This is a genomic window from Methylobacterium phyllostachyos (assembly GCF_900103445.1).
GTDB classification, from domain to species: domain Bacteria; phylum Pseudomonadota; class Alphaproteobacteria; order Rhizobiales; family Beijerinckiaceae; genus Methylobacterium; species Methylobacterium phyllostachyos.
On sequence record NZ_FNHS01000002.1, the window covers coordinates 262,627 to 285,847 of the forward strand.

Genomic DNA, 23,221 nt, shown 5'->3' on the forward strand with positions numbered 1-23,221 from the left:
ACCGCGCTCTTCGGATGGCCCTCGTTACGTCGAAGGGGGACACGGCGACTGGGATGTCCAACGGAATTTCAAAAGAAGGTCTCGATCACGCTGTTGATCGCTGCCGCAGGATCAGCGCAGGCGCCGGCAGCCAAGACGACACCCGCAAACGCCAACGTCCTGGACCGGTTGGCGCCTTTCCTGTCCCTGAACGGCACCGCGATCGGTCAGCAGACCGGGCAGCTTAACTTGTCGCCGGCGATCGCGATCAATAACGGATCAGATTACGCAAGGCAGCAACTTGCAGTCAGCGATAGGACGGAGGAAGCCATCCTCCGGTAGCACCCGGCGGGGCTGATGAAAGGCCCCCGCGCCGCCCACCTTCGGGCTCACCCCGAGCGATTTCCGGACCTGCCCATTGCGCGGCGGACGACGGCTGAACGGCACAGGGCTGTGCGGGTTCCAGCGGTGCGTGCACCTCGCCCGGGACCGTTAGACAGCCCCTAGCAGGTTGGGAACTGTCGGTGACTCGGCGACGGGAAACAGGCCGCCGGGCGCGGGCCATGCCTGCCCGATGCCGCGGATGTCATTTTTGGGCCCTGCCCCCGGCGTCGCAGGCGCGGAGGCGATGATGGGGATCCGGTCCCTATCCGGCATTGAATGCCGATTGCGCTCAGCCAACCGCGCTCGTGGGCGCAGCGGCCGAACGAAAAACGGGACGGCTCGCGCCGTCCCGTCCGGGGCCTACCTATCGGCCGAGAAAGATCGAAGCCAGTCGCTGGAGCAGGCCCCGCGGTGCGGGCGGAGGCGCGCTCTGCCCAGGACCGTCCCCGATCTAAGCGTTGGCGGCGAAGGGGTGCTGCGCCGAGTTGCGCTGCTCGGTGACCGTCGAAGCCTTCGGCTCACCGTTAACGGCGCGCTGGATCGACAGCTTGGTCGCCTCGTAGTTGTACTTCTGGATCTTGGCGTCGTCGGCCGCCTCCCAGTGGATGAACACGCCGACCAGGATGAACAGGTCGTCGGCCTCGTCCGCCGGGATGATGCCCTCGGCCACCGCGTCCTGCACGGCCTTGGCAACACCGTGCTGGGCCGGGCCGAACATCTGGACGGCCTGACGGGCGTCGTTGATGGTGACCTTGTTGAACATCAGGGTGTTCGGCTTGCACGGCAGGTTCGGCGCGATGACCGCGAGCAGGCTGGTGAAGCCGTGCTTGTTGTTCACGAGGCCGTTGCAGAACGCCGTCTCGGCGGGCGAGCCGCGCGGTCCGATGATGAGATCGATGTGGGCGACCTCGTTGCCGTCGCCGACGAGGGCCTCGCCGACCTGAACCTTGGTGATCTTCGCCATTCGGTGTCTCTCCCTGGATTCCGAACTAGAGCCGCAGCACCGGGCATACATAGGCCGCGGCCGGGAAGCCATCCTTGTTATCGGCGCCCGACCACCGGCCGAGCCGGATGGGTCGAGCCGGTTGGGCCGGACAGCGCGGCGGACCCTACAGCGGGGCCCTGCGGCTCACAACCCGCGCAACGCCCTGCCGCGAAGGAATTTCTCACCCTTCGGGCCGGGAACCTTCGGAACCGGGGTGCGTGTTCAGGCGAGCGCGGCGCCCGCCTCCGTCAGGGCCTCCCAGAACAGGGTCGCGACCGTGAAATCCGCGCTCGTGCCCGGGTTGAGGCCCCGTGCCTTCAGCGACGCGTCGAGGGCGAGGAGCCGCTCGACCGGCCTGTCGGCCAGATCGAGATCCTGCAGGGCTGCTGCAACTTCACGTCGAAGATCCTCGGCGATATCCGCACCCATCTTCCGGGCGACATGGCTGTCCGGAACCGATCGGAGATAGGCGAGGTGGATCGCGGTCGTGCACCAAGTCGGATCAAGCCCCTGCGCCCTGGCGTCCATAAGGGCTGGAAGACCGATCGCCGTGATGTCGGTGAAACCGGTCCCGTAGGCGCGGGCGATGCGATCCCGGTCGGCGGCCTCCGCCATCGCGTCACGGAGGGAAGCCGGGGCGTCTGCGGTGACGTCGTGCCGGTCGGCATGGCCGAGGCCGCCGGGATTGGCGAGGCGGATCGCTGCGAAGACCGCTGTCGAGTCCGCCGGGTCGAGGTGGTCGAGCACCGTCGCGACGGTCACGCCGCGCTCGGCGGCGGCGGCGAGCGGCGCGCAGAGCAGCAGGATACCGAGGTTGGTGTTCTGGCCGACCGCCGCCAGGGTCGCTGCGACGCCGTCGCGGATCCGCGTGCCGATTCCGACCCCGGCCCGCGCCAAAGCCGGGGCCGAGACGTCGGCGCTGGTGCGGAAATCCGCCACCACCATGCGGTGGCCGGCCGCATAAGCGTGGACATTGCCGGGCTTGAGGGCATCGAGTTCCGCGAGGCAGGCGGCCCGGTAGAGCGTGCCGATCTGCGCCGGCTCGAGCCCGCTCATGCCACGCCTCACGCCACCACCAGCCGCGGCCGGCTCGCCCCTCGGGCCGCGCCGAGGAAACCGCGGACCACGGCGGCGGCGATGTCTGTCTCGCACACGGTCTGGAGGCCGGACCAGGCCGGCATGGAATTGACTTCGAGGATCGAGAAGCCGCCCTCCCCGTCCTCGACCAGGTCGACCCCGGAATAATCGACGCCGACCGCGGCGGCGGCGGCTTCGGCGAGATCGGCGGCACCGCGCGGCATCGCCCAGGGGAGCGGCCGGCCGCCCCGGTGGACATTGGTGATCCAGCCGTCGCCCTCGCGGATCATGCCGGCGATCGCTCGGCCGTCGCAGACGAACACCCGGTAGTCGCGCCACAACCCGTCCTGGCGCGGCATGTAGCGCTGGAGGTAGTAGACCCGCGCCACCGCCTCCTCGTCGGGGAGATCCTCCGGCCGCTCGATCAGGAGGAGCCCTTCGCCCTGGGAGCCGAACAGCGGCTTCAGCACGAGGGGGGCACCGGGCCGCGCCTCGACCGCCACCAGGGCGGCGGCGGCCTCCCGTTTCGAAAAGACCCAGGTTGCCGGCGTCGGCAGCCCGGCCCGGGCGATGAGCAGCGAGGTCGCCGCCTTGTCGACCGACCGCTCGATGGCGGTCGGCGCGTTCCAGACGGTGACGCCCGCCGCCACCAGGGCGTGCAGCACGCCTAGCCGCATCGTGGTGGCTTCGAAGGTGCCGCCCGCGATGGTCCGCATCAGCACGCCGTCCGGCAGGGTGCCCGGAAAACCCGGTACCCGCAGGGGCTCGCCGCCGCCGGTCACCACGGCAACGTCGGCCAGGGAGAACAGCACCGGCTCGACGCCCTGCGCCCGAAGGGCCGTCAGCAGCCGGTTCTTGTGCCAGGTGCCGTTATCGGCCGCGAGCCCGATGCGCATGGGGGTCCTGATCGTCACGGAGGTGCTGATCCGCGGGTTTGGGCATGATGGAACGCGACAGGTCAGGCCGCCTTCGGAGCGGCCGCGATGGTTATCCTGTCGCGGACTGCAACGTGCGCGCCGAAACGCGACCGGCTCCCGCTCCCGCGCGGAAGAGTGAGCCGGCGCACGATCCTGCGGCGGTGTTCACGAGCAAGTTGCGCGAAATCGCGCGCGCCCGCAAACGCTGGCGTGTGGATGGGTGGCCGCCTCAGGCGAAGGACGCATCCACCAGCGTCGGCTCCAGGCGCCCGCCGCGATAGGTCGCGCCGGAGCGCACCGAGGTGACGATCGCCTCCGCTGGCGAGAACAGGGCGCCGTCGATCTTGTAGAAGTCGCCGTTCACCCGGGCGAAGATATCGGCGAAAGGCGCCCCATGGTCGCTCGACGTGGTGGAGGGCAGCTGCTCGGCGAGCTGCTTGGCGTCGGCATCGTCGGCATCCACGAAGAGCTGGACCCGCCCGCCATAGATGATCGCGTCGTTGGTGCGACCCATGGCCTTGATGAAGTCCGGATGCGGCGGCGACAGCGGCGCCGAGCCGATCCCGTCCACGACGGCGTGCAGATCGAAGCCGACCGTGTGGGCCTTGTGGAGGGCGACCTCGAGCACGCGGGCCACGACCTGGGTGGAGCCGGCGAGGCTCTGGGTCGGGGCGAAGATGAAGGTCAGATCCTCAGGCCTCACGCCGGAGGCCTCGGAAACCTTGGCGACGACGCTGTCGGGCGGGCCCCCCGCCGCCTCCAGCACGAGGGCGGTCCTGGTGGCGGAATCGCGGAAGCCCAGCTCCTGGTACAGATCCTCGACGGCCGCCACCGCGCGGCCCGGGCCCGAGCCGAGGGCGAAGAAGCCGGAATCGCCGGTCTCGTCCGCGAGGCTCCAGCCGGCGTACTGGCTGCCCAGGCAGGCGAGCACCGGGTCGGCGGAATGCACGATCACCGAGTACGGCCAGGACGCGATCGGCCCGCTCGGCGCGATGGTGACGGTGCCCAGGCCTCCGAGGCAGATCTCGGCAATCCGCCGCCCGGCCTCGATCGAGCCCCGCGCCTGCGCGCCGGCATCGACCATGCGGGCGCCGCCGGCGGCCTGCGACACGGAGAGCCGCAGCGTCGCGGCGTCGGCCACAAGCCGCTCGACCAGGGGGCCTGAAAGTGCGTTGATGCTGGGATAGGACTGGCTGGCACTCATGACGGGGCTTCCTCGGGGTGTGGTTTCTTCGCCGCGCAGACGGCCCGCAGGTGTGCCGTCCGCGTCTCCAACAGGGCGAGCACCTCCGCCCGGTCCGCGCCTTCGGCCAGCACCGTGCAGAGCGGCGCGTCGCGGCGGACCACCGAGCCGGGGCACGGGCGGTCGCGCACGCAGTCCGGCCAAGCGAGGTCCGGCACAGGCGCAAGCTCACGGTCGGCGTAACAGATCTGCGCGGCGGCCGCACCCGCCGGATGCGCACCGGGATCCGGCATCGGGCCGAGACAGGCGGCGATGTGGGACGCGAAGAGTGGCGTCCCGCGCCGGTCGAGGATGTCGAGCGTCGCGCCGGGCCTCGGGTTGATCTCGGTGAGCCACCAGTCGGTCCCGTCGACCAGCAAGTCGGCGCTGGCGAGGCCCTGCAGGCCCGTCGCGGCCACGATTCGCTCAGTCCCGGCGGCGACGGCCTCAACGACCCGAGCGGGAAGCGCCGGGGCGTCTTCGGCGCCGCGAGCGAGCGCCCCGGCATAGCGGAAGGGTCGGATCGGCGATGGCGCGCACCATTGCTCGGTGACCGCGAGGACGCGAATCCTGTGTCCGTCAGCGAGGATGTTGAGGGCGTGCGGCCGGCCTGGCACACGCGCCTGGAAATAATAACCCGACGGCGCAGGCGACCGGGTCGCAGGCCGGATGTGGCTGCCGCCGGAGCCCCCTTCCCGCTTGAGCAGCCAAGCCGATGGATCCGGCGGCGGGTCGGTCGCCACGGCAGGATGCGGCACGCCGAGGCGCGCGCACAGGGCCGCGAAGGCCAGGGGATCCTTGAGGGCGCCGACGGTGTCGGCAGAGGCGCCGATCAGCCGGTGCCGGGCGGCGAGGCGCCCGATCAGGCGGGGCGCGTCCTCGAAGCCGCTGCCCAGGACGAGGCCGACTGCTCGCCCAGCCATCTCGGCGAGATCATCGAGCGCAGCCAGCGTGGCGGTGGAAGCGAGGGCCGTGCCGAACCGTCCCGGTAGCGGCCGGTAGGCCTCCGCCAGAGCCCGCGTGTCGGCATCGCCGAACAGGTCGGCAACGAAGGGGCGAAGCCCGGCCCGACGCGCGGCCTCGGCCAGGGCGCGTCCGGCCTGGGCGGCGATCAGGACCGCATCCGCCATCGCGCGCCGGTCCCGATGCGGATGATCAGCCGGCGATCTCCATGGCGAGCGCGTAGGCGTCGCGGAAGTCGAGACAGAGCGGCGTGTCGGAGGCGAGCATCCGATCGAACAGGCGCCGCTGCGTCTGATATTTGACATTGCCCACGGCCAGCGCGCCGATGCCGACGCCCTTGCCGGACGGCAGCGGCACGTCGACGGCGTTGACGTCGATCCCCGCGATGCCGGCGGGCGGAACGGCGTTGACGTCCGACGCGACAAGGAGCTTCGGCGCTGATTTCAGATCCTCGGTGGTGAGGATCGGGATGCCCGCCGGGCCAGCCGAGAGGATCACGTCTGCGTCCCGGATGGCGACGCGGCGATCCTCGGGCGTCGTGCCATCGACGGCGCCAACCTCGATCCCGAAGCGCCACTTCATGGTGAAGGCGATCTTCGAGACGCGCTCCTCGCCGTCATGTCCGACCAGGACGGTGGTGGCGCCTTGCAGGGCGCCGATCACCGCAGCCACGTAGGCGACCACGCCCGCGCCGCCGAAGATCACGATGCGCTTGCCCTGGAGGTCGGTGTTGAATTTCTGCCGCAGAGCGCGGGAGACCTGAGCCACCATGGCGGCGCCGGTGGTGAACGAGCCCGCCGGATCGGCGAAGACGTGGTTCACGAAGGGCGGCACGAAGGCCTTCTTGGCGCGGTCGACCATGTCGAGGGCGTCCTCGGCGTTCTTGCCGCCGATGAAGATGCCCGTGCGCGTCCCGTCGGCCGGAGCGCGGGAGAAAATCGAATCCTGGGTCAGCGAGACCACGTCGGCGAGGCTGACCTCCGTGTAGGTCACCACCGTCTCGAAGCCGGCATCCACGGCCATGTTCACGTCGAACGGGCTCATGTGCCGGAGCGGCGTCAGCATGTGGAGGATCGAGCGGGCCATAGAATCCTCGTTCGGCGCGACCGATGCGCCTCCCGCGTGTCCAAACCCAGAGCGGCGCTCCGGGTCAAGCCCAGAGCGGCCGGCTTACGCACGACAGCTCACCGAAGCGCCCTTGTTCCGACCGCGGGCGATGCGGAACTGTAGCGGCCCGCCTCGATCGAGGCTCGCCACGAGGGCGCGGGCGTCCGATTCGGTGGGCATGAGCACGAAACCGGTGGGACCCCAGGAAGATTGGCCGTAGCCGGGCACGCCCTGCGCCGCGACGGTGGCGAGCACCTGTGCCACCGCGGCGCTCGCGTAACGACCGCCCTGATGGGGCGCGAAGTGGTCGCCGATGAGATCCTGGATCCGCGTGATGCCGGCGCCGAAGCCCTGGGGCTCGGCCAGAGCGACGGCCGGAAGGATCTGCATCAGCACGATCCGGCAGATCTCCGCGGCCTGGGCCTCGGGAAAGCGCGGAAGGTCGCGGAACGCCGCGACCTCGCGGGCGCCGTGGACCCCCGCCATGCCGGGATCGAGGATGAGGACGACGCGCCACGCCTCGGGATAGGGCAGCCGCGCGATGACCGGCGGCGGGCCTCCGTCCGGGCCGCGGCCGCCATCGACGATCAGGCCACCCTCCGTGAAAGCGCGCAGGCCGACGCCGGAGCGGTTGCCCCGGTCGAGGCTGGCCGCGAAGGCGTCGGGCGTGAAGGTTTGGCCCTCCAGGCGGGCCATCGCGGCGGCTACCGCGAGGGCGAGCTGGGTGCCCGAGCCGAAACCGGCATGGGCCGGTATCGTCCGCTCGACTTGCAGCGATACGGCTTCCCCGCCGCCCAGATGCGCGGCGGCTGCATGGACATAGCCGCGGACGCGTTCGGCCTCGGGTCCCGAAACGGAGAGCTGCGGCGCGCGGCGGGCAGTCAGGGCCAGGGTGGGTTCATCGAGCGCGAGGCCGAGGCTGCCGAATCGACGGCCGAGGCCACCATGGAGGTCCAAGAAGCCGAAATGGAGCCGCGCTGGCGCCTCGACCCGCACGGTGCCGTCCGCCGCTTCGTTCCGCTCGCGGACTCCGTCCACAACAATCCCCTCCGATCCTGCCCGTCCAATGGTGGCGCGGCGCGCTTTTCACATACGGCTGGGTTCGGGGGCAATCGCGTCCGGTTCGATCGGTGCGGGGGCGGACCGGTGAAGCGGCAACATGACCGCGCCGATCCGGCTCCCGACCTGCTTCTCCGTCGAACCCCCTTGCCGCGGTGCGTGGATGAGGGCAAATCTACCGCCGCGACGGCGCGCCGAGTTTGCCGCCCACCCGGAACTCGCTGGGTGGATGAGCCATTCCGATTCGGTGGGGACCTCTCTTCGTGAGCGTCCCCGCTTCGTCAGGTCTTACGGCCGTCGCCCGCTCCGAAGCCAAGCAAGAACGTTGCGAGAGGGAGCATGGCAGCCTGGGTGAAGGGTGGCGCGACGGACGCGGGCACCGCCATCGGGGCGGCCGCATCCCTGCTCGCCAGGGCGCGCGCGCCGGTGATTGCCGGCCTCAGCGCCGACGTGGCTGCGATCCGCGCGGCTTACGATCTCGCGGGGCGCATCGGCGCCTCCGTCGACACTGCCGGCTCGGCCGGCACTTACGCGGATCTCGCCTCCCTCAGCCGGGTCGGGGCGTTGACCTCGACACCTGCGGAGGCCGTTGGGCGCGCCGATGTGGTGCTGGTGGTCGGTGCCGCCCCCTGGCAGGCGCCGCTCCTGAAGCGTTTGATCGACGCTAAGCCGACGCGCGGGCGCGCCGCCGGATCGGACCGCCTCGTTCTCGCGGTCGGCGCCAACGCGACTGCGTCTCTGTCCTGGCCGGCGGAGGGCGGGCTGGTGGAGGCGGTCGGCGTGGTGCGGGCCTATGCCCGCGGCCATCTCGCCGGTGATGACATCCCGGGCCAGATCGCCGCTCGGCTCATAGCCGGCCAGTACGGCGTGCTCCTCTACGATCCCGCCGAACTCGGCGAGGCTGGCATCGAGATGCTTCAAGGCCTCGCCATGGAGCTGAGCGAGGTGACGCGTTGCTTCACACTTGCGGTCGGCGGCGTCGGCCAGGACCGGGCCGTGGTCCCGGTCTCGGCTTGGCTGACCGGTCAGGCGCCGCGCAGCGGCTTCGGACGCCGGGTACCGGAGCACGATCCCTGGCGCTTCGATGCCGCCCGGCAGGTCGCCGCCGGCGAGGTTGACGCCGTCCTATGGCTGGGTGCCGTCCCGGTGGCGCGGCCGGACTGGCTGTCGCGCGTTCCGTCGGTCGCGCTGGTTGCGGACGGCGAGGCGCAGGCCGCCGAGGTGGTGATCGGGGTCGGCCAGCCCGGCCGCGACCATGGCGGGGTATTGTGGAACGAGCAGCGCGCCGCGCTGACCTATTGGCCGGCCTCGGCGCCGTCGGACCTGCCATCCGCCGCGTCGGTGCTGGGTGCCCTCCGGGAGCGCCTTGTCCGGGGTCAGGCTGCGCCGAGGAGTGAAGCCGCATGCTGAGCGTGATTCGGGGCGGGCGCGTCGTCGATCCGACCGCGTCCCGCGATTCCGTGGGCGATGTGTGGATCGAAGACGGCCGCGTCATCGATCCGCCGGGTCGCGAGCCCGACGCGGTGATCGACGCCGCGGGCTGCGTGGTGATGGCGGGCGGCGTCGAGGTGCATTCGCACATCGCGGGCGGCAACGTGATCACCTCGCGGCTGCTCCTGCCGGATCTCTACGTGAGTGAGGCGGCGCCCGAGGGGCATCCCTTCGCGCATGCCGGCGGGGCCGCGGCCTGGATCGGCTCGACCTACGCGCGGATGGGCTACACGACCGCGGTCGAGCCCGCGATGCCGCCGACCCACGCGCTCGCGACGCAGCTCGAACTCGCCGACATCCCGCTGCTCGACCGCGGCGCGCTGACCGTGATGGGCAACGATGACCAGCTCCTGCAGCTGCTGCGCGAGCGTCAGGGCGGCAACGCCGTGCGCGACCTCGTGGCCCTGTCGGTCGCCGAATCGCGCGGCCTCGGGGTGAAGTGCATCAACGCGGGCGGCGCCTCCGCCTTCAAGGACGGGGCCCTGCGCCTGTCGCTCGACGACGAGATTCCCTGCTACGGCCTCTCGACCCGGCAGATCATGGGCTCGCTCCTCGACGCGGTCGAGGAGATCGGCGTCCCGCACCCGCTGCACGTCCACTGCAATAATCTGGGCCTGCCGGGCGCCGACGACAGCTTCATGGCGACGCTCGACGCGGCGGAGGGTCGGCGCATCCACTTCGCGCACGCCCAGTTCTACGCCTACGGCGCGGTCGATCCGGCCAATCCCGGCACCGGCGGGTTCCGTTCGGCCGCGGAACGCATCGCCCAGGCCATCACCGACAACCCGAACGCCACCCTGGATATCGGGCAGGTGGTGTTCGGCCAAACGGTCACGGTGTCCCTCGACATCCTGCGCCAGTTCGCGGGGCGGAAGGGCGCCAACCCGAAGAAGTGGGTGCTGAACGCGGGCGATGCCGAGGGCGGCGGCGTGGTGCCGTTCCTGTACCGGCCCAAGGGCCCAACCAGCTCGCTGCAATGGGCGATCGGCTTGGAGATCATGCTCCTCTCCACCGATCCGGAACGCACGATCCTGACGACGGATCACCCGAATGGCGGCCCGTTCACCCAGTATCCGCGCATCATCCACCTGTTGATGGACAAGGGGGAGCGCGACCGCGAGATCGCGACGCTGCCCAAGATCGTCGGCGAGCGCTCGAGCTTGCCGGGTCTGGAGCGCGAGTACACGCTCTCGGAAATCGCGCAGCTGACCCGGTCCGGACCGGCAAAGCTCCTGGGGCTCGCCGACCGCGGCCATCTGCGGGCCGGCGCCCGGGCCGATGTCGCCGTCTATCGCGACGACACCGACCGCACCGCCATGTTCACCGCCGCGAAGCTCGTCCTCAAGGACGGTGTGCCGATCGTCGAGGACGGCGAGGTCGTGGAATGGCGCTCCGGGCGTACGCTCTCGCTCTCGGTCGAGTCGGACAAGGCCATGGCAAAGCGCGCCGACGCCTACCTGACCGAGCGGTTCGGCGAGGGCCTCGACAGCTTCGCCGTGCCCGATGCGGCCTTCGGCGAGGGCCAGGAGAACTTCGAGGCGGTGCCATGCCGGGTCTGATCAGCGGGGCGAGCCGCGGGAACAACGATGTCTGATCTGTCCCTCAATGGCATTCCTGTCGTCGACACCTTCGCGGAGGCGTTCGACGTGGCCGGCACGGCCATTATCGTCACGAACGACACGGCCAAATGGGCGATGATCGCCGCCACCACGATGACGGGCTTCGCCACCTCGGTCATCGGCTGCGGCGCCGAGGCCGGGATCGACGCCGAGCTGTCGCCGGAGGAGACTCCGGACGGGCGGCCGGGCGTGCGCATCCTGCTGTTCGGCTTCGAGCCGAACGGACTCAAGGAGCAGCTGATCAAGCGGGTCGGCCAGTGCATCCTCACCTGCCCGGGCACGGCCTGCTACGCGGGCGTCGAGGGGCCGACCAAGATCAAGCTCGGCGGCGCAATTCGCTATTTCGGCGACGGGTTCGCGGTGGCCAAGCGCCTGCCCGACGCCACCGGCAAGGAGCGACGCTACTGGCGCATCCCGGTGATGGACGGCGAGTTCCTGTGCGAGGATTCGGTCCGGGCCGTGGACGGTGCGGTCGGCGGCGGCAACCTGCTGTTCCTGGGGCGCACCCATGCCGAGACGCTGAAGGTCGCCGAGGTGGCGGTGGAGGCCGCCAAGGCGGTGCCGGGCGCGATCCTGCCCTTCCCGGGCGGCATCGTGCGCTCCGGCTCGAAGGTCGGCGGGCGGACCAAGGGCATGATGGCCTCGACCAACGATGCCTACTGCCCGACCCTCAAGGGCCGCGCCGGCTCGGCTCTGCCGGCTGAGTGCGGGGTGGTGCTGGAGATCGTGATCGACGCCCTCACCTCGCAGGGCGTGTCCGACTCGATGCGCGCCGGCCTGCACGCGGCGACCGAGATCGGCGGGAAGCACGGCCTGATCGCCGTCACGGCCGGCAATTACGGCGGCAATCTCGGCCGCCATCACTACCACCTGCGCGACCTGATCGCGCGCGACGACGCCAAGCTGGAGGGCTGAGCCGTGAGCACCCTCACCCTGCGCCAAGCGCCGCCCGAGCGGTTGGATTTTCTGAACATCAATCCCCTGGCGCTGAGCCGCCTGTCACAGGGCGAAGTTGAGCGCCTGGAGATCGGCACCACCCGGACGGGCGTGCGCCTGGGCGATTGCTTTTCCGTATCCCTCGACAAATCCGATACCCTCACCATCGAGGGGGGCCACGAGCGCCTGGATCGGGTCGGTGCCTCCCTGTCGGAGGGCGCGATCCGGGTGACCGGCGATGTCGGCCAGCGCCTTGGCGCCGGCATGGCGGGCGGCAGCCTGACGATCACCGGGAATGCCGGCCCCTACGCGGCCTCCGGCGCGACCGGCGGCACGATCACCATCGCGGGCGATGCCGGCGATTATGCCGGCGGTGCCGTCTACGCTGCCAAGGTCGGGCTCGACGGGGCGACGCTGATCATCCGCGGCAATGCCGGTGCCCATCTCGGCGACCGGATGCGGCGCGGGACGATCCTGGCTGGGCGCGCGGGCGCCATGGCGGGCTCGCGCATGATCGCCGGCACTTTGGCGGCCCTCGCGGTCGGCGACCATCCGGGCCTTGGCATGCGCCGCGGGACGCTTGTCCTTGGCGCGCATGGCCGGATGGCGGCGACCTTCGTGGAGACCGGCGCGCACGATCTCGTGTTCCTGCGGTTGCTGTCAAAAGCCCTGCGCGGCCTCAGCCCGGAGCACGCCGACCTCCTCGCCAAGCCCCTGCGGCGCTACTCCGGCGACCTCGCCACCATCGCCAAGGGCGAGATCTGGGTCGCGGCCTGACGCCGCCTGGGCAGGGCGCGGCGCGCCTCGTATGCTTCTCTCAAGCCGGCCCGCACGAGGCCGGCGTTGCGGGAAGCGCCCATGCTGCTGCTGCTGTCGATCTGCCTCGTCGCCCAGCCCTCGACGTGCCGCGAGGACCGGATCGAGATGTCCTCCGGGGCGTCGAGCCCCTTCGTTTGCCTGCGCAACTCCCAGAGTGCGCTGGCGGTCTGGCAGGCCTCCCATCCGGAATGGCACGTCGAGCGCTGGCGCTGCGCCGCGAAGGGCAGCGTGCCCAAGGACCTATGACAGCGTCTTGGCCCCACAGCCGGGCAGTGCGATGCTGAGCCCGGCATCGAGGGCGGCACCATGCGCTCGCTGAAGGTCCGGTTCGCGCTGCTGCTCGGCAGCATCGCCATCGTGGTGGTGCTGGCCGCCGCCGCGGCGCTGGTGGCGATCGGCGCGGCCGAGCGAACCGTCGATCGGACGCTCGAGGCGCAGCGACGGTTGGAACTGCTCGCCGAATTGTCCGGCCGCCTGACGCAGTTCGGGCTCGCGGCCGTTGAGACCGTGGGTAATCCCGACGGTCAGCCCGAGGCGATGGCGATCGCCCGCGACAACGCCGATCGCGCGCTGACCACCGTCGATGAAGCCCTGGCGCGAAGCTTCCCGCCCACCGACGATCCCGCCGACCGGATGCAATATGCGGCACGCACGCGTCCGATGGCGCAGCTGCGCGCGGCACGCGTCATCCTCGACCGGCAGGTGGCGCTGATCAGCCGGCAGACCGACTCGGAGCGGCGTCAGGACGCGATCAAGGGGGCGCTCAACGGGTTCGGCGCCATGACGGGCCAGCCGCTTTCGTTCTTGATCGAGGCCGAGCGGCGCAGCATGGCGCTCGGCTCCGAGCAGGCCCGGGCCCTGTCCGTGCGTCTGCGCCTGGCCGCCGCGGCGGCGGTGGCGGCAGCCCTGGTCCTGCTGGCGATTCTCTACCGCGGCGTGACCCGGCCGACCCTGGCGCGGATCGAGGAGGTGCGCCGTGCGGCGAGCGCGATCGGCCATGGCGCCCTGGACACCCGCCTCTCCGTTGAGACGCGGGACGAACTCGGACTGCTGATGACCAACGTGAACCGCATGGCTGCGCGCCTCGCCCGGCGGGAATCGCGGGTCGCGGCCGACCGGGCGGCACTTGAGGACACGGTGGCTGCCCGGACCTCTGACCTACGCGCCGCCAATGCCCGGCTGGAGGCGGTCGATCAATCGCGGCGGCGGTTTTTCGCGGATGTCAGCCACGAGTTGCGCACGCCGCTGACGGTGATCTTGGGTGAATGCGACCTCGCCCTACGTGGTGCCTCCCGGGGTGCCGATCCGGAACCGGTCTTCGCCACCATTCGCAAGCGCGCGCAGCGGCTGAAGCTGCGCGTCGAGGATCTGCTGCGCGTCGCCCGGTCGGAGACGGGCCAGATTGCCTTCGACAAGCGCCCGCTCGGTCTCGCTCTGGTGCTCTCGGAGGCGGTGGACAACATGGCCTCGGAGGCCGCGCGCCGCCGCGTCGCGCTCAGTCTCGATCCGGGGCCCCGGGACGTCGAGTGCCTCGCCGACCGAGAGTGGATGCGGCAGACGGTGGAGAGCCTCGTGGACAACGCGCTGCGCCACGCCAGCGGCCTCACCCACGTGGTCGTCGGCCTGCAGGCAGGGCCGGGATTGATCGGCCGGATCACCGTGACCGATGATGGACCGGGCTTCAACGCCACCGAGGCCGAGTTGTTCGAGCGCTTCCGGCGCGGCAAGGGTGCGGGCCCGGACGAGACCGGCTTCGGCATCGGCCTGGCCCTGGCGCGCTGGATCGTCGAGCAGCACGGCGGCACGATTCGGCTCGGGACCGGACCGGACGGACGCGGCGCTCGCGTCACCCTGGACATCCCGGCGCTCGATCCGGCATGGGAGGAGGGTACGGCCGGGGACGCGGCCGACACCCTGCAGGTGAGGGAGCCGGCCGCATGACGCGGATCCTGATCGTCGAGGACGACATCGACATTCGCGGCCTCCTGGCCCGGGGGTTGGAGGCCGAGGGATTCGAGGTCGGTACGGCGGCCTGTGTCGATGAAGCGCTCAAGGCCGCGCACGATCCGGCGCCCGGCGCTGTGCTCCTCGACATCAACCTGCCTGACGGATCGGGCCACGACGTCTGCCGATCGCTGCGCGAGGGCGGCTTCCCCGGTGCGATCCTGTTCCTCTCTGCCCGGGACGAGATTCGCGATCGCGCAGAGGGTCTGGCGCTGGGCGCCGACGATTACATCGTCAAGCCGTTCGAATTCGACGAACTGGTGGCTCGTCTGCGCACCCACCTGATGCGACGCGCGCAGGCCGAGGCACCGCGCTCCCGCGTCTCGGCCGGCAAGCTGATGCTCGATCTCGACACACGTCAGGCAGCCTGCGGCGAAGCCACCGCCCGCCTCACCCCGCGCGAGGCGGAACTGCTCGCCATGCTGATGGCCAGCATCGGCAAGCCCGTGTCCCGGGCCGAGATCTTCGACCGGTTATGGGCGAGCCAGGGCGGTCTGTCGCTCAACGTGGTCGATGTCTACATCGGCTACCTTCGCACCAAGATGGCCGACTTCGTGCGCTACGGTGGTCCGACACTGGTCACCGTGCGAGGCAAGGGGTTCATGCTCGAGTTGCGCGGTCCCGATTTCCGGCAATGAAGGCGTGTACTTAAGTCTTAGGCGCCGCGTTTCTCGTTGGTGTCCCGGTGTTTATGAAGTTTCTGACGAAAATTTTGGGAGGATCCGGCAACTTAGTGCTTGAAGCCCGCGCCTGAATCGTCGATACCGATCGCGCGCCGGAAATCAGAGCGCCATCAGTGTCTTAGGGTCTTCTTAGGATCCGCTGGACGCTCGGTGAGGATACCGCCAAGGAGAAACACCATGAAGTGGGCTGCCCCCGTCGTGTCCGAGATCTGCGTCGGCATGGAAGTGACGAGCTACGAGTCGGCCGAGATCGACACCTTCAACTGAGTTTCTGACGGGCCGGGGATCTCGGGAGCCGCACCATGCGCGTCGTGATCCTCGGTTCCGCAGCCGGCGGCGGCCTTCCCCAGTGGAATTGCCGCTGCCCCATCTGCACCCTGGCGCGGTCCGAGCCGGATCGGGTGCGGCCACGAACCCAGTCGAGTATCGCGGTTTCCGCGGACGGGTCGGATTGGCTGCTGATCAACGCCTCGCCGGATATCCGGCAACAGCTTTTCGACAACGCCCAGATGCACCCGCGCGAGGGCCTGCGCCACTCGCCGATCCGCGCCGTCCTGTTGACAAATGGCGATGTGGATCACGTTGCGGGCCTTCTGACCCTGCGCGAGGGCCAGCCCTACGCGCTCTACGGCACGCGTGGCATCCTCGATTCGGTGAACGCCAACCGTGTCTTCGACGTGATGGCCGAGGGCGTGGTCGAGCGTCAGGCGATCGGGATGGACGAGCCGTTCGAGCCCCTGCCCGGGCTGACGGTGACGCTGTTCCCTGTTCCCGGCAAGGTCCCCCTCTGGCTCGAGGACGAGACGATGGAGATCGGCGCCGAGACCGAGACCACGGTCGGCGCTTTGATCGAGGCGGGCGGTCGCCGCCTGGCCTATATTCCCGGGTGTGCCCGGGTCACCGACGGATTGCGTCGGCGGATCGCCGGCGTGGACGCGCTCCTCTTTGACGGCACCGTCCTGCACGATGACGACATGATCCGGGCGGGCGTCGGCACGAAGACCGGCTGGCGCATGGGGCACGTGCCGATGCGCGGTGAGAACGGCTCGATCGATGCCCTCGCAGCCGTCGAGATCGGGCACCGCATCTTCGTGCACATCAACAACACCAATCCGGTGCTGGTTGAGGGCTCGCCGGAGCGGGCGGATGTCGAGGCGGCCGGCTGGACGGTGGCCCATGACGGGCTCAACCTGTCGCTCTAGAGCCTGCGCCCTTTGCCGCAGGCCTCAGCGCGACGGACATGTCGGCCGGCCGATGCCTAAGGTTGGGCCCGCAGGACCTCGGCACTATATCGTCTCTACGCCGCGCTATTCGCCCGATCGTTGAGGGCGGGACGACGAGACAGGAAACGCGACCCGAAAACGGACGCCGGATACGCCATGAACGCAGTCTTCCCGACCCCCGACGCCGCCGAGAGCGAGCGTCTCCTGAGTCCCGAGGAGCTGGAGGCTGCGCTCCGCGGCATCGGTGCGCGGCGCTATCACAACCTGCATCCGTTCCACCGGCTGCTCCACGACGGCAAGCTGTCGAAGGATCAGGTCCGGGCCTGGGCGCTGAACCGCTACTACTATCAGGCGATGATCCCCGTGAAGGATGCGGCGGTGCTCGCCCGGATGACCGATGCGTCCCTGCGGCGGATCTGGCGTCAGCGCATCGTCGATCATGACGGCGACCACGAGGGCGATGGCGGGATCGAGCGTTGGCTCAAGCTCGCCGAAGGCGTCGGTTTCGACCGGGACTACGTGCTCTCGACCCGCGGCATCCTCTCGGCGACCAAATTTTCGGTGGAAGCCTACGTCCACTTCGTCTCCGAGAAGACGCTGCTTGAGGCGATCGCCTCGTCGCTCACCGAGATGTTCTCGCCGACGATCATCTCGGAGCGCGTCGCCGGGATGCTGAAGAACTACGATTTCATCACGAAGGACACGCTGGCCTATTTCGACAAGCGCCTCACCCAGGCGCCACGGGATGCCGACTTCGCCCTCGATTACGTCAAGCAGCACGCCACGACGCCGGAGCTGCAGCGCCAGGCCATGGCCGCCCTAACGTTCAAGTGCAACGTTCTCTGGACGCAGCTCGACGCCCTTTACTTCGCCTATGTCGCCCCGGGGATGATCCCGCCGGATGCTTGGCGTCCGGGCGAAGGTCTGGTCGCCGCGCCGGCCTCGGTTCAAGCCGCAGGTGGCACCCGCAAGATGGCCGCTGGGGACCGTCCGCGCCTGCCCCGGGGCGTTCGGCTGCGTAACGACGAGACCCGCGGAAAGTACGTCCTCCTCGCCCCCGAGCGCACCTTCGATCTCGACGACAACGCCGTGGCGGTGCTCAAGCTGGTGGATGGAAACCGGACTGTCGCGGACATCGCGGACGAGCTCGGCAAGACCTATGCGGCCGATCCGCGGGCCATCGAGGCTGACATCCTGGCGATGCTCGATGGCCTCGCCGAGAAGCGGGTTCTGGAGCGATGAACGCCCTGACGCCGAACCGGTTGGAGGCGCCGGCGCCGGTGGGCCTGCTCGCCGAGCTGACCCACCGTTGTCCGCTGCGCTGCCCCTATTGCTCGAACCCGCTGGAGCTCGACCGCCGGTCCGGCGAGCTCGATACGGCGGCGTGGCAGCGCGTCCTCAAGGAGGCCGCGGGCCTCGGCGTCCTCCATGTGCACCTGTCGGGCGGCGAGCCCACCGCGCGCAACGACATTGTCGAGATCACCAAGACCTGCGCGGATCTCGGCCTCTACTCGAACCTGATCACGTCAGGCGTCGGCGGCGCGCTCGCGAAGCTGCAGGCACTCTACGATGTCGGGCTCGATCATGTGCAGCTCTCGGTCCAGGGGGTCGATGCGCAGAACGCCGAGAGGATCGGCGGCCTGAAGAACGCGCAGCCTCAAAAATTCGAATTCGCTGCCAAGGTGGTGGAACTCGGCCTGCCATTGACGCTGAACTCCGTGATTCACCGCGGCAACATCCACGAGGTTGCGGGCTTCATCGACCTCGCGGTGAAGATGGGCGCCAAGCGCCTGGAGGTGGCGCACACGCAGTACTACGGCTGGGCCTACGTCAACCGCGCCGCGCTGATGCCCGATAAGGCGCAGGTGGACGAATCGATCCGGATCGTCGAGGCGGCCCGGGAGCGGCTGAAGGGCCAGCTCGTCATCGATCTGGTCGTCCCGGATTACTACGCGAAATACCCGAAGGCTTGTGCGGGCGGTTGGGGCCGGAAGCTGCTGAACGTGACGCCGCAGGGCAAGGTCCTGCCCTGCCACGCCGCCGAAACCATCCCGGGACTCGAATTCTGGAACGTCAACGACCACTCCCTCGGTGAGATCTGGCGCGATTCGCCGGCCTTCACGGCCTATCGCGGCACCGATTGGATGAAGGAGCCCTGCCGCTCCTGTGATCGGCGCGAGAAGGATTGGGGTGGATGCCGCTGCCAGGCCCTGGCGCTGGCCGGCGATGCGGCGGCCACTGATCCGGCCTGCTCGCTCTCGCCGCTCCACGCCAAGGTACGGGCGCTCGCCGTCGAGGAGGCGGCCGAGAACCCGCCCGATTATGTTTATCGGACGATCGGCAGCAACGTCCGGTCGCCGTTCAAGGAGGAAGTCCACTCGTGAGAGTTGTTACCACGACCGCCCTCATGCTGGTGCTGGCTGCGCTGCCCGCCTCTGCCGAGGACGCACCGAAACCCGCGACCGTCACCCAGGCCAACGCGGCGGCGCCGCCCTCGGCGGCCGATCTGCTGTTCGACCAGCCGCAGATGAAGAATACGGCACCGGGATCGACCCTCACCTACGATTACCTGCGCCGTTCCGGGATCTCGGGCGGCCCGTTCGGGGCACCGTTGCAGGACACGCTGACCTTGAAGGTCGAGCCGGGCAAAAGCCCCGACGCTCGGGACATCAGCGTCACGATGTTCTCCGGCCTGAACCGCGTGCCAGCGGGTCCGTTCGAGGACATGGTCGGAAACCCGGTGGTCTCGCTCTTTCTGGAGAACCATCTGCGGGGCTTGGCCAAGGTCTTGGAGGCCAATCCGCGCTACCTGAAGCTCGCGATCCGCAAGGGCCTTCGTGAGAAGGCGGTGGTGACGCCCACGAAGGTCACCGTCGGAGGCAAAGAGGTCGATGGCTGGCAGGTGGTCACGAAGCCTTTCGCGGGTGACGCGTTGGCGCAGCGCATGCGCGGCATGGACGACATGACCTATACCTTCGTCACGGCCCCGTCGGTCCCCGGCGAGATCGTCTCGATCGAGGCGTCTTCGAAGAGCAAGGACGGTGGCGAGTTACTGGAGGAGAAGCTGAATTATGACCAGAAGGCTGGCTAAAACCGGCGCGCTGGCCGTGCTCGCCCTGACTCTGTCGGGGCTGGCCGGTTGGGCGGCCGAGGAGAACGACTACCCGACCGATGCACGGGTCGATTACGTGTTCGGCTGCATGGCGGCCAACGGTCAGACCCGCGACAGCCTGCAGAAGTGCTCCTGCTCGCTCGATCAGCTCGCCGCGATCCTGCCTTATGACAAGTACGTGCAGGCGAGCACGGTTCTGTCCATGCGGCAGGGTATCGGCAACCGCGCCAACGAGTTCAAATCGACCAAGATTTTCGACGATAAGGTCGCCGAGCTTCGGCGCGCCCAGGCCGAGGCCGAGATCCGCTGCTACCACGGCTGAAACCCAGCGCGGCCGGCGTTGCGCCGGCCTCGCGATTCGCGCAAACCGGCTCCTGAACCGCGCTCGTGTACGGGACCCGCACCGTGACCCCCTCCCCCGGTCTGTCCAACCTGCTGCCCGGTCTTGGCGGGCGCACGCTGGTCATGGGCATTCTCAACGTCACGCCCGACTCCTTCTCCGACGGCGGCTTGTTCGCCGGGGAGGCCAAGGCCATCGCCCAGGCCGATCGGCTGGTGGCGGAGGGAGCCGCGATCCTCGACATCGGCGGCGAATCCACCCGGCCCGGCCATGTTCCTGTGGCGGCCGAGGTTGAGCAGGCGCGCGTCCTTCCGGTGATCCGGGCGGTCGCGCCCCGGCTGAGCGTGCCGATCTCGATCGATACCTACAAGGCCTCCACGGCCCGCCTCGCCCTTGAGGCGGGAGCCCGGATCGTCAACGATGTCTGGGGCCTGCAGCGCGAGCCCGATATCGCCGCCGTGGCGGCCGGGCACGGGGCCCCGGTGATCGTCATGCACAACCGCGACACGATCGAGGCCAACATCGACATCGTCGCCGACATGCTGGCCTTCTTCGAGCGCTCGCTCGGCATTGCACACCGCGCCGGCATCGCAGATTCCAACATCGTGCTCGATCCGGGCGTCGGATTCGGCAAGACCTGGGCGCAGCATCTGGAGGTGCTGCGGCGGCTCCCGGAGATCCGGGCCCTGGGCTTCCCCGTCCTGGTCGGTGTTTCCCGCAAGTCGCTCCTGGGGCGGCTGCACGACCGCGGGACCAAGCCAGCCGACCGGCTCACCGGGTCCCTGGCGGCCCACGCCGTCGCGGCGACGTTGGGCGCGGACATCGTGCGGGTCCACGACGTGGCCGCCCATGTCGATGCCATGCGGGTCGTCGATGCCGTGATGCGGCCAGAGGTTCACTGAGAATGGCGGTCGATCTCATTCGGGTGACGCGGATTGCCGTCTTCGGGTGGCATGGGTTGCTGCCCGAGGAGGCGGTGCTCGGCCAGCGCTTCTATATTTCCCTCGAAGCGCGGCTTGATCTCAGTGAAGCCGGTCGGTCCGACGATGTCGCCGGCACGGTGAGCTACGCCGACCTCACGCAGATCGCGGTCGAGATCGCGACAGAGCGGCGCTTCAAGCTGATCGAGGCCCTAGCGGAGGCCATCGCGGCCGCGATCCTCGATCGCTTCGCCCGCCTGGAGGCGATCGCCGTGCGGATCGACAAGCCGAGCGCACCCGTCCCCGCGATTCTGGAAGGGGTCAGCATCGAGATCGTTCGCAGTCGTGGAGGGCGCGCGTGAGGGCCTATCTGGGGATCGGCAGCAATATCGGCGACATGGCGGCGATGCTCAGCGAGGCCGTGGCGGGCCTTGCCGCTACGCCAGGCATCCGGGTGCTCGCACGCTCAGCCGACTATCGGACGCCGCCCTGGGGCAAGACCGACCAGCCCTGGTTTCTCAACGGTGCCGTGGCGGTGGATACCGATCTCGACCCTCACGGCCTGCTGGATGCCTGCCTGACGGTTGAGCAGGATCTCGGCCGCGTGCGCGAAGAGCGTTGGGGTCCGCGCGTGATCGATATCGACGTCTTGGCTTACGAGGGCGCAGCCGTAGAAGATGCCCGGCTCGTGCTTCCGCACCGTTACGTGCGGGAGCGCGCCTTCGTGCTGGTGCCGCTCGCCGAGATCGCGCCGGATCTCGTTATCGGCGGCGAACGGGTCATCGATGCGTTGAACAAGCTCGACCAGACAGGGATTGCCCGGGCCTGAGCCCGCTCAACGCTCTCCGGTCGGCGCCAGCTTGTTCTCTTCCTCGTCGAGGAGCGGCACGTCGTAGTCGCGCAGGACCTTGTCGATATCCGCCTTGCGCTTGCGCAGTACGGTATTGAGGGTGCGTTTCCAGTCGTTCTCGCCGATTCGCACACCCATGGCGATCCGGTAGGCCATGGGCGGCCGCTCCGGCTCCTTGAGCAGGGGCACGACATTCATTGCCGTACTGGATTGCTTGGCGAGCCAACCCGCTGCCGGCCCCCAGAGCACGGCCGCGTCGATCTCCTTGGCGGCGAGCGCCGCAACGATCTCAGCCGCGACCGTCTGATACTTGCGCGACGGATCGAGCTGGTAAGGGGCGTAGGCTTTCATGGTCGACACGAGGCCGAGTTCGCCCATCCGGTTGACCGGCGGCGTACCGGCGATCACGCCGATGCTCTTGCCCTTCAGACGCGGATCGTCGAGGGCGGTCACGCCATCGAGTTCACCCGCCCGGGTCACCAAGGTGTAGGCAGAGCGATAATAGGGATTGGTGGTCTGGACGAGATCGCTGCCGAAGGTCTGACCCATGATCAGATCACAAAGGCCGGTCCCGAGCGTGTTGCGCACGAAGCCCGGCCCTTGCGTCAGCCAGTAGTAGCGAGTCTTGATCTTCAGCTCGTCGGCAATAATGGCCGCGATCTTGTTCTCGAAGCCGTCCTCCTTGCGTTCGGAGAACGGCATGTTGCCCGGGTCCCCACAGACGCGCAGGACGTCCGTGGTCACTGTATCCGGCAGATGCTGGGCGAGCGCTCCCTGCGCCGTCGTCAAGGACAGGGCGCAGAGAGCGAGGATCCGGGCAAGGGGCGCCATCAGAAGCCCATGCACTCCTTCTCGGCCTTCTTGGCCGCGTCAGGCTTATCCTCGTGCTCGGAGGGGCGGATACGACCGATCGCCCCGGCGGCACGCGCCTTCAGATAGACGTAGAGGTCGTCCGAGTAGCACATGACGTTCTTGTTGTCGCCGAAAGCCGGCATGACCTTCTGCTCGGCGGCGTTCACGTCCTGCTTGCCGCCGACCAGGATGCCGATGAACTCCTCGTACGAGAGGTGCTTCAGCGAATCCTTCAGGGCCGGGGCGTAGGTGGAGCCCATGCCGTCGGGGCCGTGGCAGACGTGACACTCGGCGTGATAACGGCGGTACCCCGAATAGCTATACCAGTCGAGCATCTTGCCGTCCTGGGTCACGTGGAAGGTCGGGTGACCGTCGGCATCCATGTACTTGCCGTCTTCGACTTTCACGGCGGCATCCGTGGCCAGCAGCTTGGGGTCCTGCTCGGCGGTCTTGTCGTTCGCGTTCAACGAATTGGCGAGCTTGGGGTCGGCAGCGGGCTTGGCATCCTCAGCATGTACGGCAACCGCAGAAACGGTCACTAGGGCGAGGGCGGCGATAACCGGCCGCGTTACGATCTTGCTGAGGTTAAGCAACGCATCTGTCTCCCTGATCCGAGGCCTTTCGTCTTCCTATGACCGATAGCCTCTTGCGAGAAAGTCTAACTACAAGAGTGCCGGCG

The 23,221-nt window shown here is 69.1% G+C and carries 25 protein-coding genes; 16 read left to right on the top strand and 9 right to left on the bottom strand.

Annotated elements, in window-relative coordinates:
* Window positions 1–814: 814 nt before the first annotated feature.
* From fae to BLQ49_RS04000, 7 genes are all read right to left on the bottom strand, one after another.
* Entirely contained in the window at window positions 815–1,327 is a 513-nt protein-coding gene (gene fae, locus BLQ49_RS03970; protein WP_091713492.1) for a 5,6,7,8-tetrahydromethanopterin hydro-lyase, read from the bottom strand.
* A 243-nt stretch (window positions 1,328–1,570) separates the two neighbouring features.
* Entirely contained in the window at window positions 1,571–2,404 is an 834-nt protein-coding gene (locus BLQ49_RS03975) for a triphosphoribosyl-dephospho-CoA synthase (protein WP_091713493.1), read from the bottom strand.
* A gap of 8 nt (window positions 2,405–2,412) precedes the next feature.
* Complete coding sequence (locus tag BLQ49_RS03980; protein ID WP_091713495.1) at window positions 2,413–3,321, bottom strand: ATP-grasp domain-containing protein; 909 nt, start codon at window positions 3,319–3,321, stop codon at window positions 2,413–2,415.
* Between the two features lie 250 nt (window positions 3,322–3,571).
* On the bottom strand, window positions 3,572–4,546 hold the full coding sequence (gene mch, locus BLQ49_RS03985) for a methenyltetrahydromethanopterin cyclohydrolase (protein WP_091713496.1): 975 nt from the start codon (window positions 4,544–4,546) through the stop codon (window positions 3,572–3,574).
* Window positions 4,543–5,694: an ATP-grasp domain-containing protein gene (locus tag BLQ49_RS03990; RefSeq protein ID WP_091713498.1), complete on the bottom strand. Its 1,152-nt coding sequence runs from the start codon at window positions 5,692–5,694 to the stop codon at window positions 4,543–4,545. Before BLQ49_RS03990 ends, mch begins: the two co-directional genes overlap by 4 nt.
* 25 nt (window positions 5,695–5,719) lie before the next feature.
* Window positions 5,720–6,613, bottom strand: a complete 894-nt coding sequence (locus tag BLQ49_RS03995) for an NAD(P)-dependent methylenetetrahydromethanopterin dehydrogenase (protein WP_091713499.1) — start codon at window positions 6,611–6,613, stop codon at window positions 5,720–5,722.
* Between the two features lie 84 nt (window positions 6,614–6,697).
* Window positions 6,698–7,672 carry a beta-ribofuranosylaminobenzene 5'-phosphate synthase family protein gene (locus BLQ49_RS04000; protein ID WP_091713501.1) on the bottom strand — a complete coding sequence of 325 codons (975 nt, stop codon included), beginning with the start codon at window positions 7,670–7,672 and terminating at the stop codon, window positions 6,698–6,700.
* A gap of 360 nt (window positions 7,673–8,032) precedes the next feature.
* On the opposite strand from BLQ49_RS04000, the gene BLQ49_RS04005 reads away from it, so the two are divergent.
* The 16 genes from BLQ49_RS04005 (at window position 8,033) to folK (ending at window position 21,669) form a co-directional block, all read left to right on the top strand.
* The gene (locus BLQ49_RS04005) at window positions 8,033–9,103 is read left to right on the top strand and encodes a molybdopterin-binding domain-containing protein (protein WP_091713502.1); all 1,071 of its coding nucleotides are present in this window, start codon (window positions 8,033–8,035) and stop codon (window positions 9,101–9,103) included.
* Window positions 9,097–10,743 carry a formylmethanofuran dehydrogenase subunit A gene (locus BLQ49_RS04010; RefSeq protein WP_091713504.1) on the top strand — a complete coding sequence of 549 codons (1,647 nt, stop codon included), beginning with the start codon at window positions 9,097–9,099 and terminating at the stop codon, window positions 10,741–10,743. The genes BLQ49_RS04005 and BLQ49_RS04010 overlap by 7 nt, the downstream gene beginning before the upstream one ends.
* A 27-nt stretch (window positions 10,744–10,770) precedes the next feature.
* The gene (gene fhcD, locus BLQ49_RS04015) at window positions 10,771–11,718 is read left to right on the top strand and encodes a formylmethanofuran--tetrahydromethanopterin N-formyltransferase (protein WP_091713505.1); all 948 of its coding nucleotides are present in this window, start codon (window positions 10,771–10,773) and stop codon (window positions 11,716–11,718) included.
* A gap of 3 nt (window positions 11,719–11,721) precedes the next feature.
* Window positions 11,722–12,516 carry a formylmethanofuran dehydrogenase subunit C gene (locus BLQ49_RS04020; RefSeq protein ID WP_091713507.1) on the top strand — a complete coding sequence of 265 codons (795 nt, stop codon included), beginning with the start codon at window positions 11,722–11,724 and terminating at the stop codon, window positions 12,514–12,516.
* 81 nt (window positions 12,517–12,597) lie between these two features.
* Entirely contained in the window at window positions 12,598–12,804 is a 207-nt protein-coding gene (locus tag BLQ49_RS04025) for a hypothetical protein (RefSeq protein ID WP_091713508.1), read from the top strand.
* Window positions 12,805–12,864: 60 nt separating this feature from the next.
* Window positions 12,865–14,499 (top strand): sensor histidine kinase, encoded by a 1,635-nt coding sequence (locus BLQ49_RS04030; protein ID WP_091713510.1) that lies wholly within the window; start codon window positions 12,865–12,867, stop codon window positions 14,497–14,499.
* Complete coding sequence (locus BLQ49_RS04035) at window positions 14,496–15,200, top strand: response regulator transcription factor (RefSeq protein ID WP_091713512.1); 705 nt, start codon at window positions 14,496–14,498, stop codon at window positions 15,198–15,200. Before BLQ49_RS04030 ends, BLQ49_RS04035 begins: the two co-directional genes overlap by 4 nt.
* Window positions 15,201–15,422: 222 nt before the next feature.
* On the top strand, window positions 15,423–15,512 hold the full coding sequence (pqqA, locus tag BLQ49_RS04040; protein WP_007564431.1) for a pyrroloquinoline quinone precursor peptide PqqA: 90 nt from the start codon (window positions 15,423–15,425) through the stop codon (window positions 15,510–15,512).
* A gap of 35 nt (window positions 15,513–15,547) precedes the next feature.
* Window positions 15,548–16,447 carry a pyrroloquinoline quinone biosynthesis protein PqqB gene (gene pqqB, locus BLQ49_RS04045; RefSeq protein WP_091713514.1) on the top strand — a complete coding sequence of 300 codons (900 nt, stop codon included), beginning with the start codon at window positions 15,548–15,550 and terminating at the stop codon, window positions 16,445–16,447.
* 177 nt (window positions 16,448–16,624) lie between these two features.
* Window positions 16,625–17,710, top strand: a complete 1,086-nt coding sequence (gene pqqC, locus BLQ49_RS04050) for a pyrroloquinoline-quinone synthase PqqC (protein ID WP_091713515.1) — start codon at window positions 16,625–16,627, stop codon at window positions 17,708–17,710.
* On the top strand, window positions 17,707–18,852 hold the full coding sequence (gene pqqE / locus BLQ49_RS04055; RefSeq protein ID WP_091713517.1) for a pyrroloquinoline quinone biosynthesis protein PqqE: 1,146 nt from the start codon (window positions 17,707–17,709) through the stop codon (window positions 18,850–18,852). Before pqqC ends, pqqE begins: the two co-directional genes overlap by 4 nt.
* A 23-nt stretch (window positions 18,853–18,875) precedes the next feature.
* Window positions 18,876–19,559 (top strand): hypothetical protein, encoded by a 684-nt coding sequence (locus BLQ49_RS04060; RefSeq protein WP_091713518.1) that lies wholly within the window; start codon window positions 18,876–18,878, stop codon window positions 19,557–19,559.
* Window positions 19,540–19,902 (top strand): hypothetical protein, encoded by a 363-nt coding sequence (locus tag BLQ49_RS04065; RefSeq protein WP_091713520.1) that lies wholly within the window; start codon window positions 19,540–19,542, stop codon window positions 19,900–19,902. The genes BLQ49_RS04060 and BLQ49_RS04065 overlap by 20 nt, the downstream gene beginning before the upstream one ends.
* Before the next feature lie 83 nt (window positions 19,903–19,985).
* Window positions 19,986–20,822: a dihydropteroate synthase gene (folP, locus tag BLQ49_RS04070; protein WP_091713898.1), complete on the top strand. Its 837-nt coding sequence runs from the start codon at window positions 19,986–19,988 to the stop codon at window positions 20,820–20,822.
* Between the two features lie 2 nt (window positions 20,823–20,824).
* Complete coding sequence (folB, locus tag BLQ49_RS04075) at window positions 20,825–21,202, top strand: dihydroneopterin aldolase (RefSeq protein ID WP_091713522.1); 378 nt, start codon at window positions 20,825–20,827, stop codon at window positions 21,200–21,202.
* Entirely contained in the window at window positions 21,199–21,669 is a 471-nt protein-coding gene (gene folK / locus BLQ49_RS04080; protein WP_091713523.1) for a 2-amino-4-hydroxy-6-hydroxymethyldihydropteridine diphosphokinase, read from the top strand. Before folB ends, folK begins: the two co-directional genes overlap by 4 nt.
* Before the next feature lie 6 nt (window positions 21,670–21,675).
* Here folK and xoxJ read toward each other — a convergent pair whose 3' ends face one another.
* Window positions 21,676–22,521: a rare earth element methanol dehydrogenase accessory protein XoxJ gene (gene xoxJ / locus BLQ49_RS04085; protein ID WP_208859004.1), complete on the bottom strand. Its 846-nt coding sequence runs from the start codon at window positions 22,519–22,521 to the stop codon at window positions 21,676–21,678.
* Entirely contained in the window at window positions 22,521–23,135 is a 615-nt protein-coding gene (locus BLQ49_RS04090; protein ID WP_091713527.1) for a c-type cytochrome, methanol metabolism-related, read from the bottom strand. Before BLQ49_RS04090 ends, xoxJ begins: the two co-directional genes overlap by 1 nt.
* Window positions 23,136–23,221 lie beyond the last annotated feature (86 nt).

What these genes read in the sequence shown, in the direction of transcription:
- BLQ49_RS03975 (WP_091713493.1), bottom strand. Translation starts at nt 2,404, where the DNA reads ATGAGCGGGCTCGAGCCGGCGCAGATCGGCACGCTCTACCGGGCCGCC.
- pqqE (WP_091713517.1), top strand. Translation starts at nt 17,707, where the DNA reads ATGAACGCCCTGACGCCGAACCGGTTGGAGGCGCCGGCGCCGGTGGGC.
- BLQ49_RS03980 (WP_091713495.1), bottom strand. Translation starts at nt 3,321, where the DNA reads ATGCGCATCGGGCTCGCGGCCGATAACGGCACCTGGCACAAGAACCGG.
- mch (WP_091713496.1), bottom strand. Translation starts at nt 4,546, where the DNA reads ATGAGTGCCAGCCAGTCCTATCCCAGCATCAACGCACTTTCAGGCCCC.
- pqqC (WP_091713515.1), top strand. Translation starts at nt 16,625, where the DNA reads ATGAACGCAGTCTTCCCGACCCCCGACGCCGCCGAGAGCGAGCGTCTC.
- BLQ49_RS04060 (WP_091713518.1), top strand. Translation starts at nt 18,876, where the DNA reads ATGCTGGTGCTGGCTGCGCTGCCCGCCTCTGCCGAGGACGCACCGAAA.
- BLQ49_RS03990 (WP_091713498.1), bottom strand. Translation starts at nt 5,694, where the DNA reads ATGGCGGATGCGGTCCTGATCGCCGCCCAGGCCGGACGCGCCCTGGCC.
- BLQ49_RS03995 (WP_091713499.1), bottom strand. Translation starts at nt 6,613, where the DNA reads ATGGCCCGCTCGATCCTCCACATGCTGACGCCGCTCCGGCACATGAGC.
- xoxJ (WP_208859004.1), bottom strand. Translation starts at nt 22,521, where the DNA reads ATGGCGCCCCTTGCCCGGATCCTCGCTCTCTGCGCCCTGTCCTTGACG.
- BLQ49_RS04035 (WP_091713512.1), top strand. Translation starts at nt 14,496, where the DNA reads ATGACGCGGATCCTGATCGTCGAGGACGACATCGACATTCGCGGCCTC.
- fhcD (WP_091713505.1), top strand. Translation starts at nt 10,771, where the DNA reads ATGTCTGATCTGTCCCTCAATGGCATTCCTGTCGTCGACACCTTCGCG.
- pqqA (WP_007564431.1), top strand. Translation starts at nt 15,423, where the DNA reads ATGAAGTGGGCTGCCCCCGTCGTGTCCGAGATCTGCGTCGGCATGGAA.
- BLQ49_RS04065 (WP_091713520.1), top strand. Translation starts at nt 19,540, where the DNA reads ATGACCAGAAGGCTGGCTAAAACCGGCGCGCTGGCCGTGCTCGCCCTG.
- pqqB (WP_091713514.1), top strand. Translation starts at nt 15,548, where the DNA reads ATGCGCGTCGTGATCCTCGGTTCCGCAGCCGGCGGCGGCCTTCCCCAG.
- BLQ49_RS04030 (WP_091713510.1), top strand. Translation starts at nt 12,865, where the DNA reads ATGCGCTCGCTGAAGGTCCGGTTCGCGCTGCTGCTCGGCAGCATCGCC.
- BLQ49_RS04010 (WP_091713504.1), top strand. Translation starts at nt 9,097, where the DNA reads ATGCTGAGCGTGATTCGGGGCGGGCGCGTCGTCGATCCGACCGCGTCC.
- BLQ49_RS04005 (WP_091713502.1), top strand. Translation starts at nt 8,033, where the DNA reads ATGGCAGCCTGGGTGAAGGGTGGCGCGACGGACGCGGGCACCGCCATC.
- fae (WP_091713492.1), bottom strand. Translation starts at nt 1,327, where the DNA reads ATGGCGAAGATCACCAAGGTTCAGGTCGGCGAGGCCCTCGTCGGCGAC.
- folB (WP_091713522.1), top strand. Translation starts at nt 20,825, where the DNA reads ATGGCGGTCGATCTCATTCGGGTGACGCGGATTGCCGTCTTCGGGTGG.
- BLQ49_RS04025 (WP_091713508.1), top strand. Translation starts at nt 12,598, where the DNA reads ATGCTGCTGCTGCTGTCGATCTGCCTCGTCGCCCAGCCCTCGACGTGC.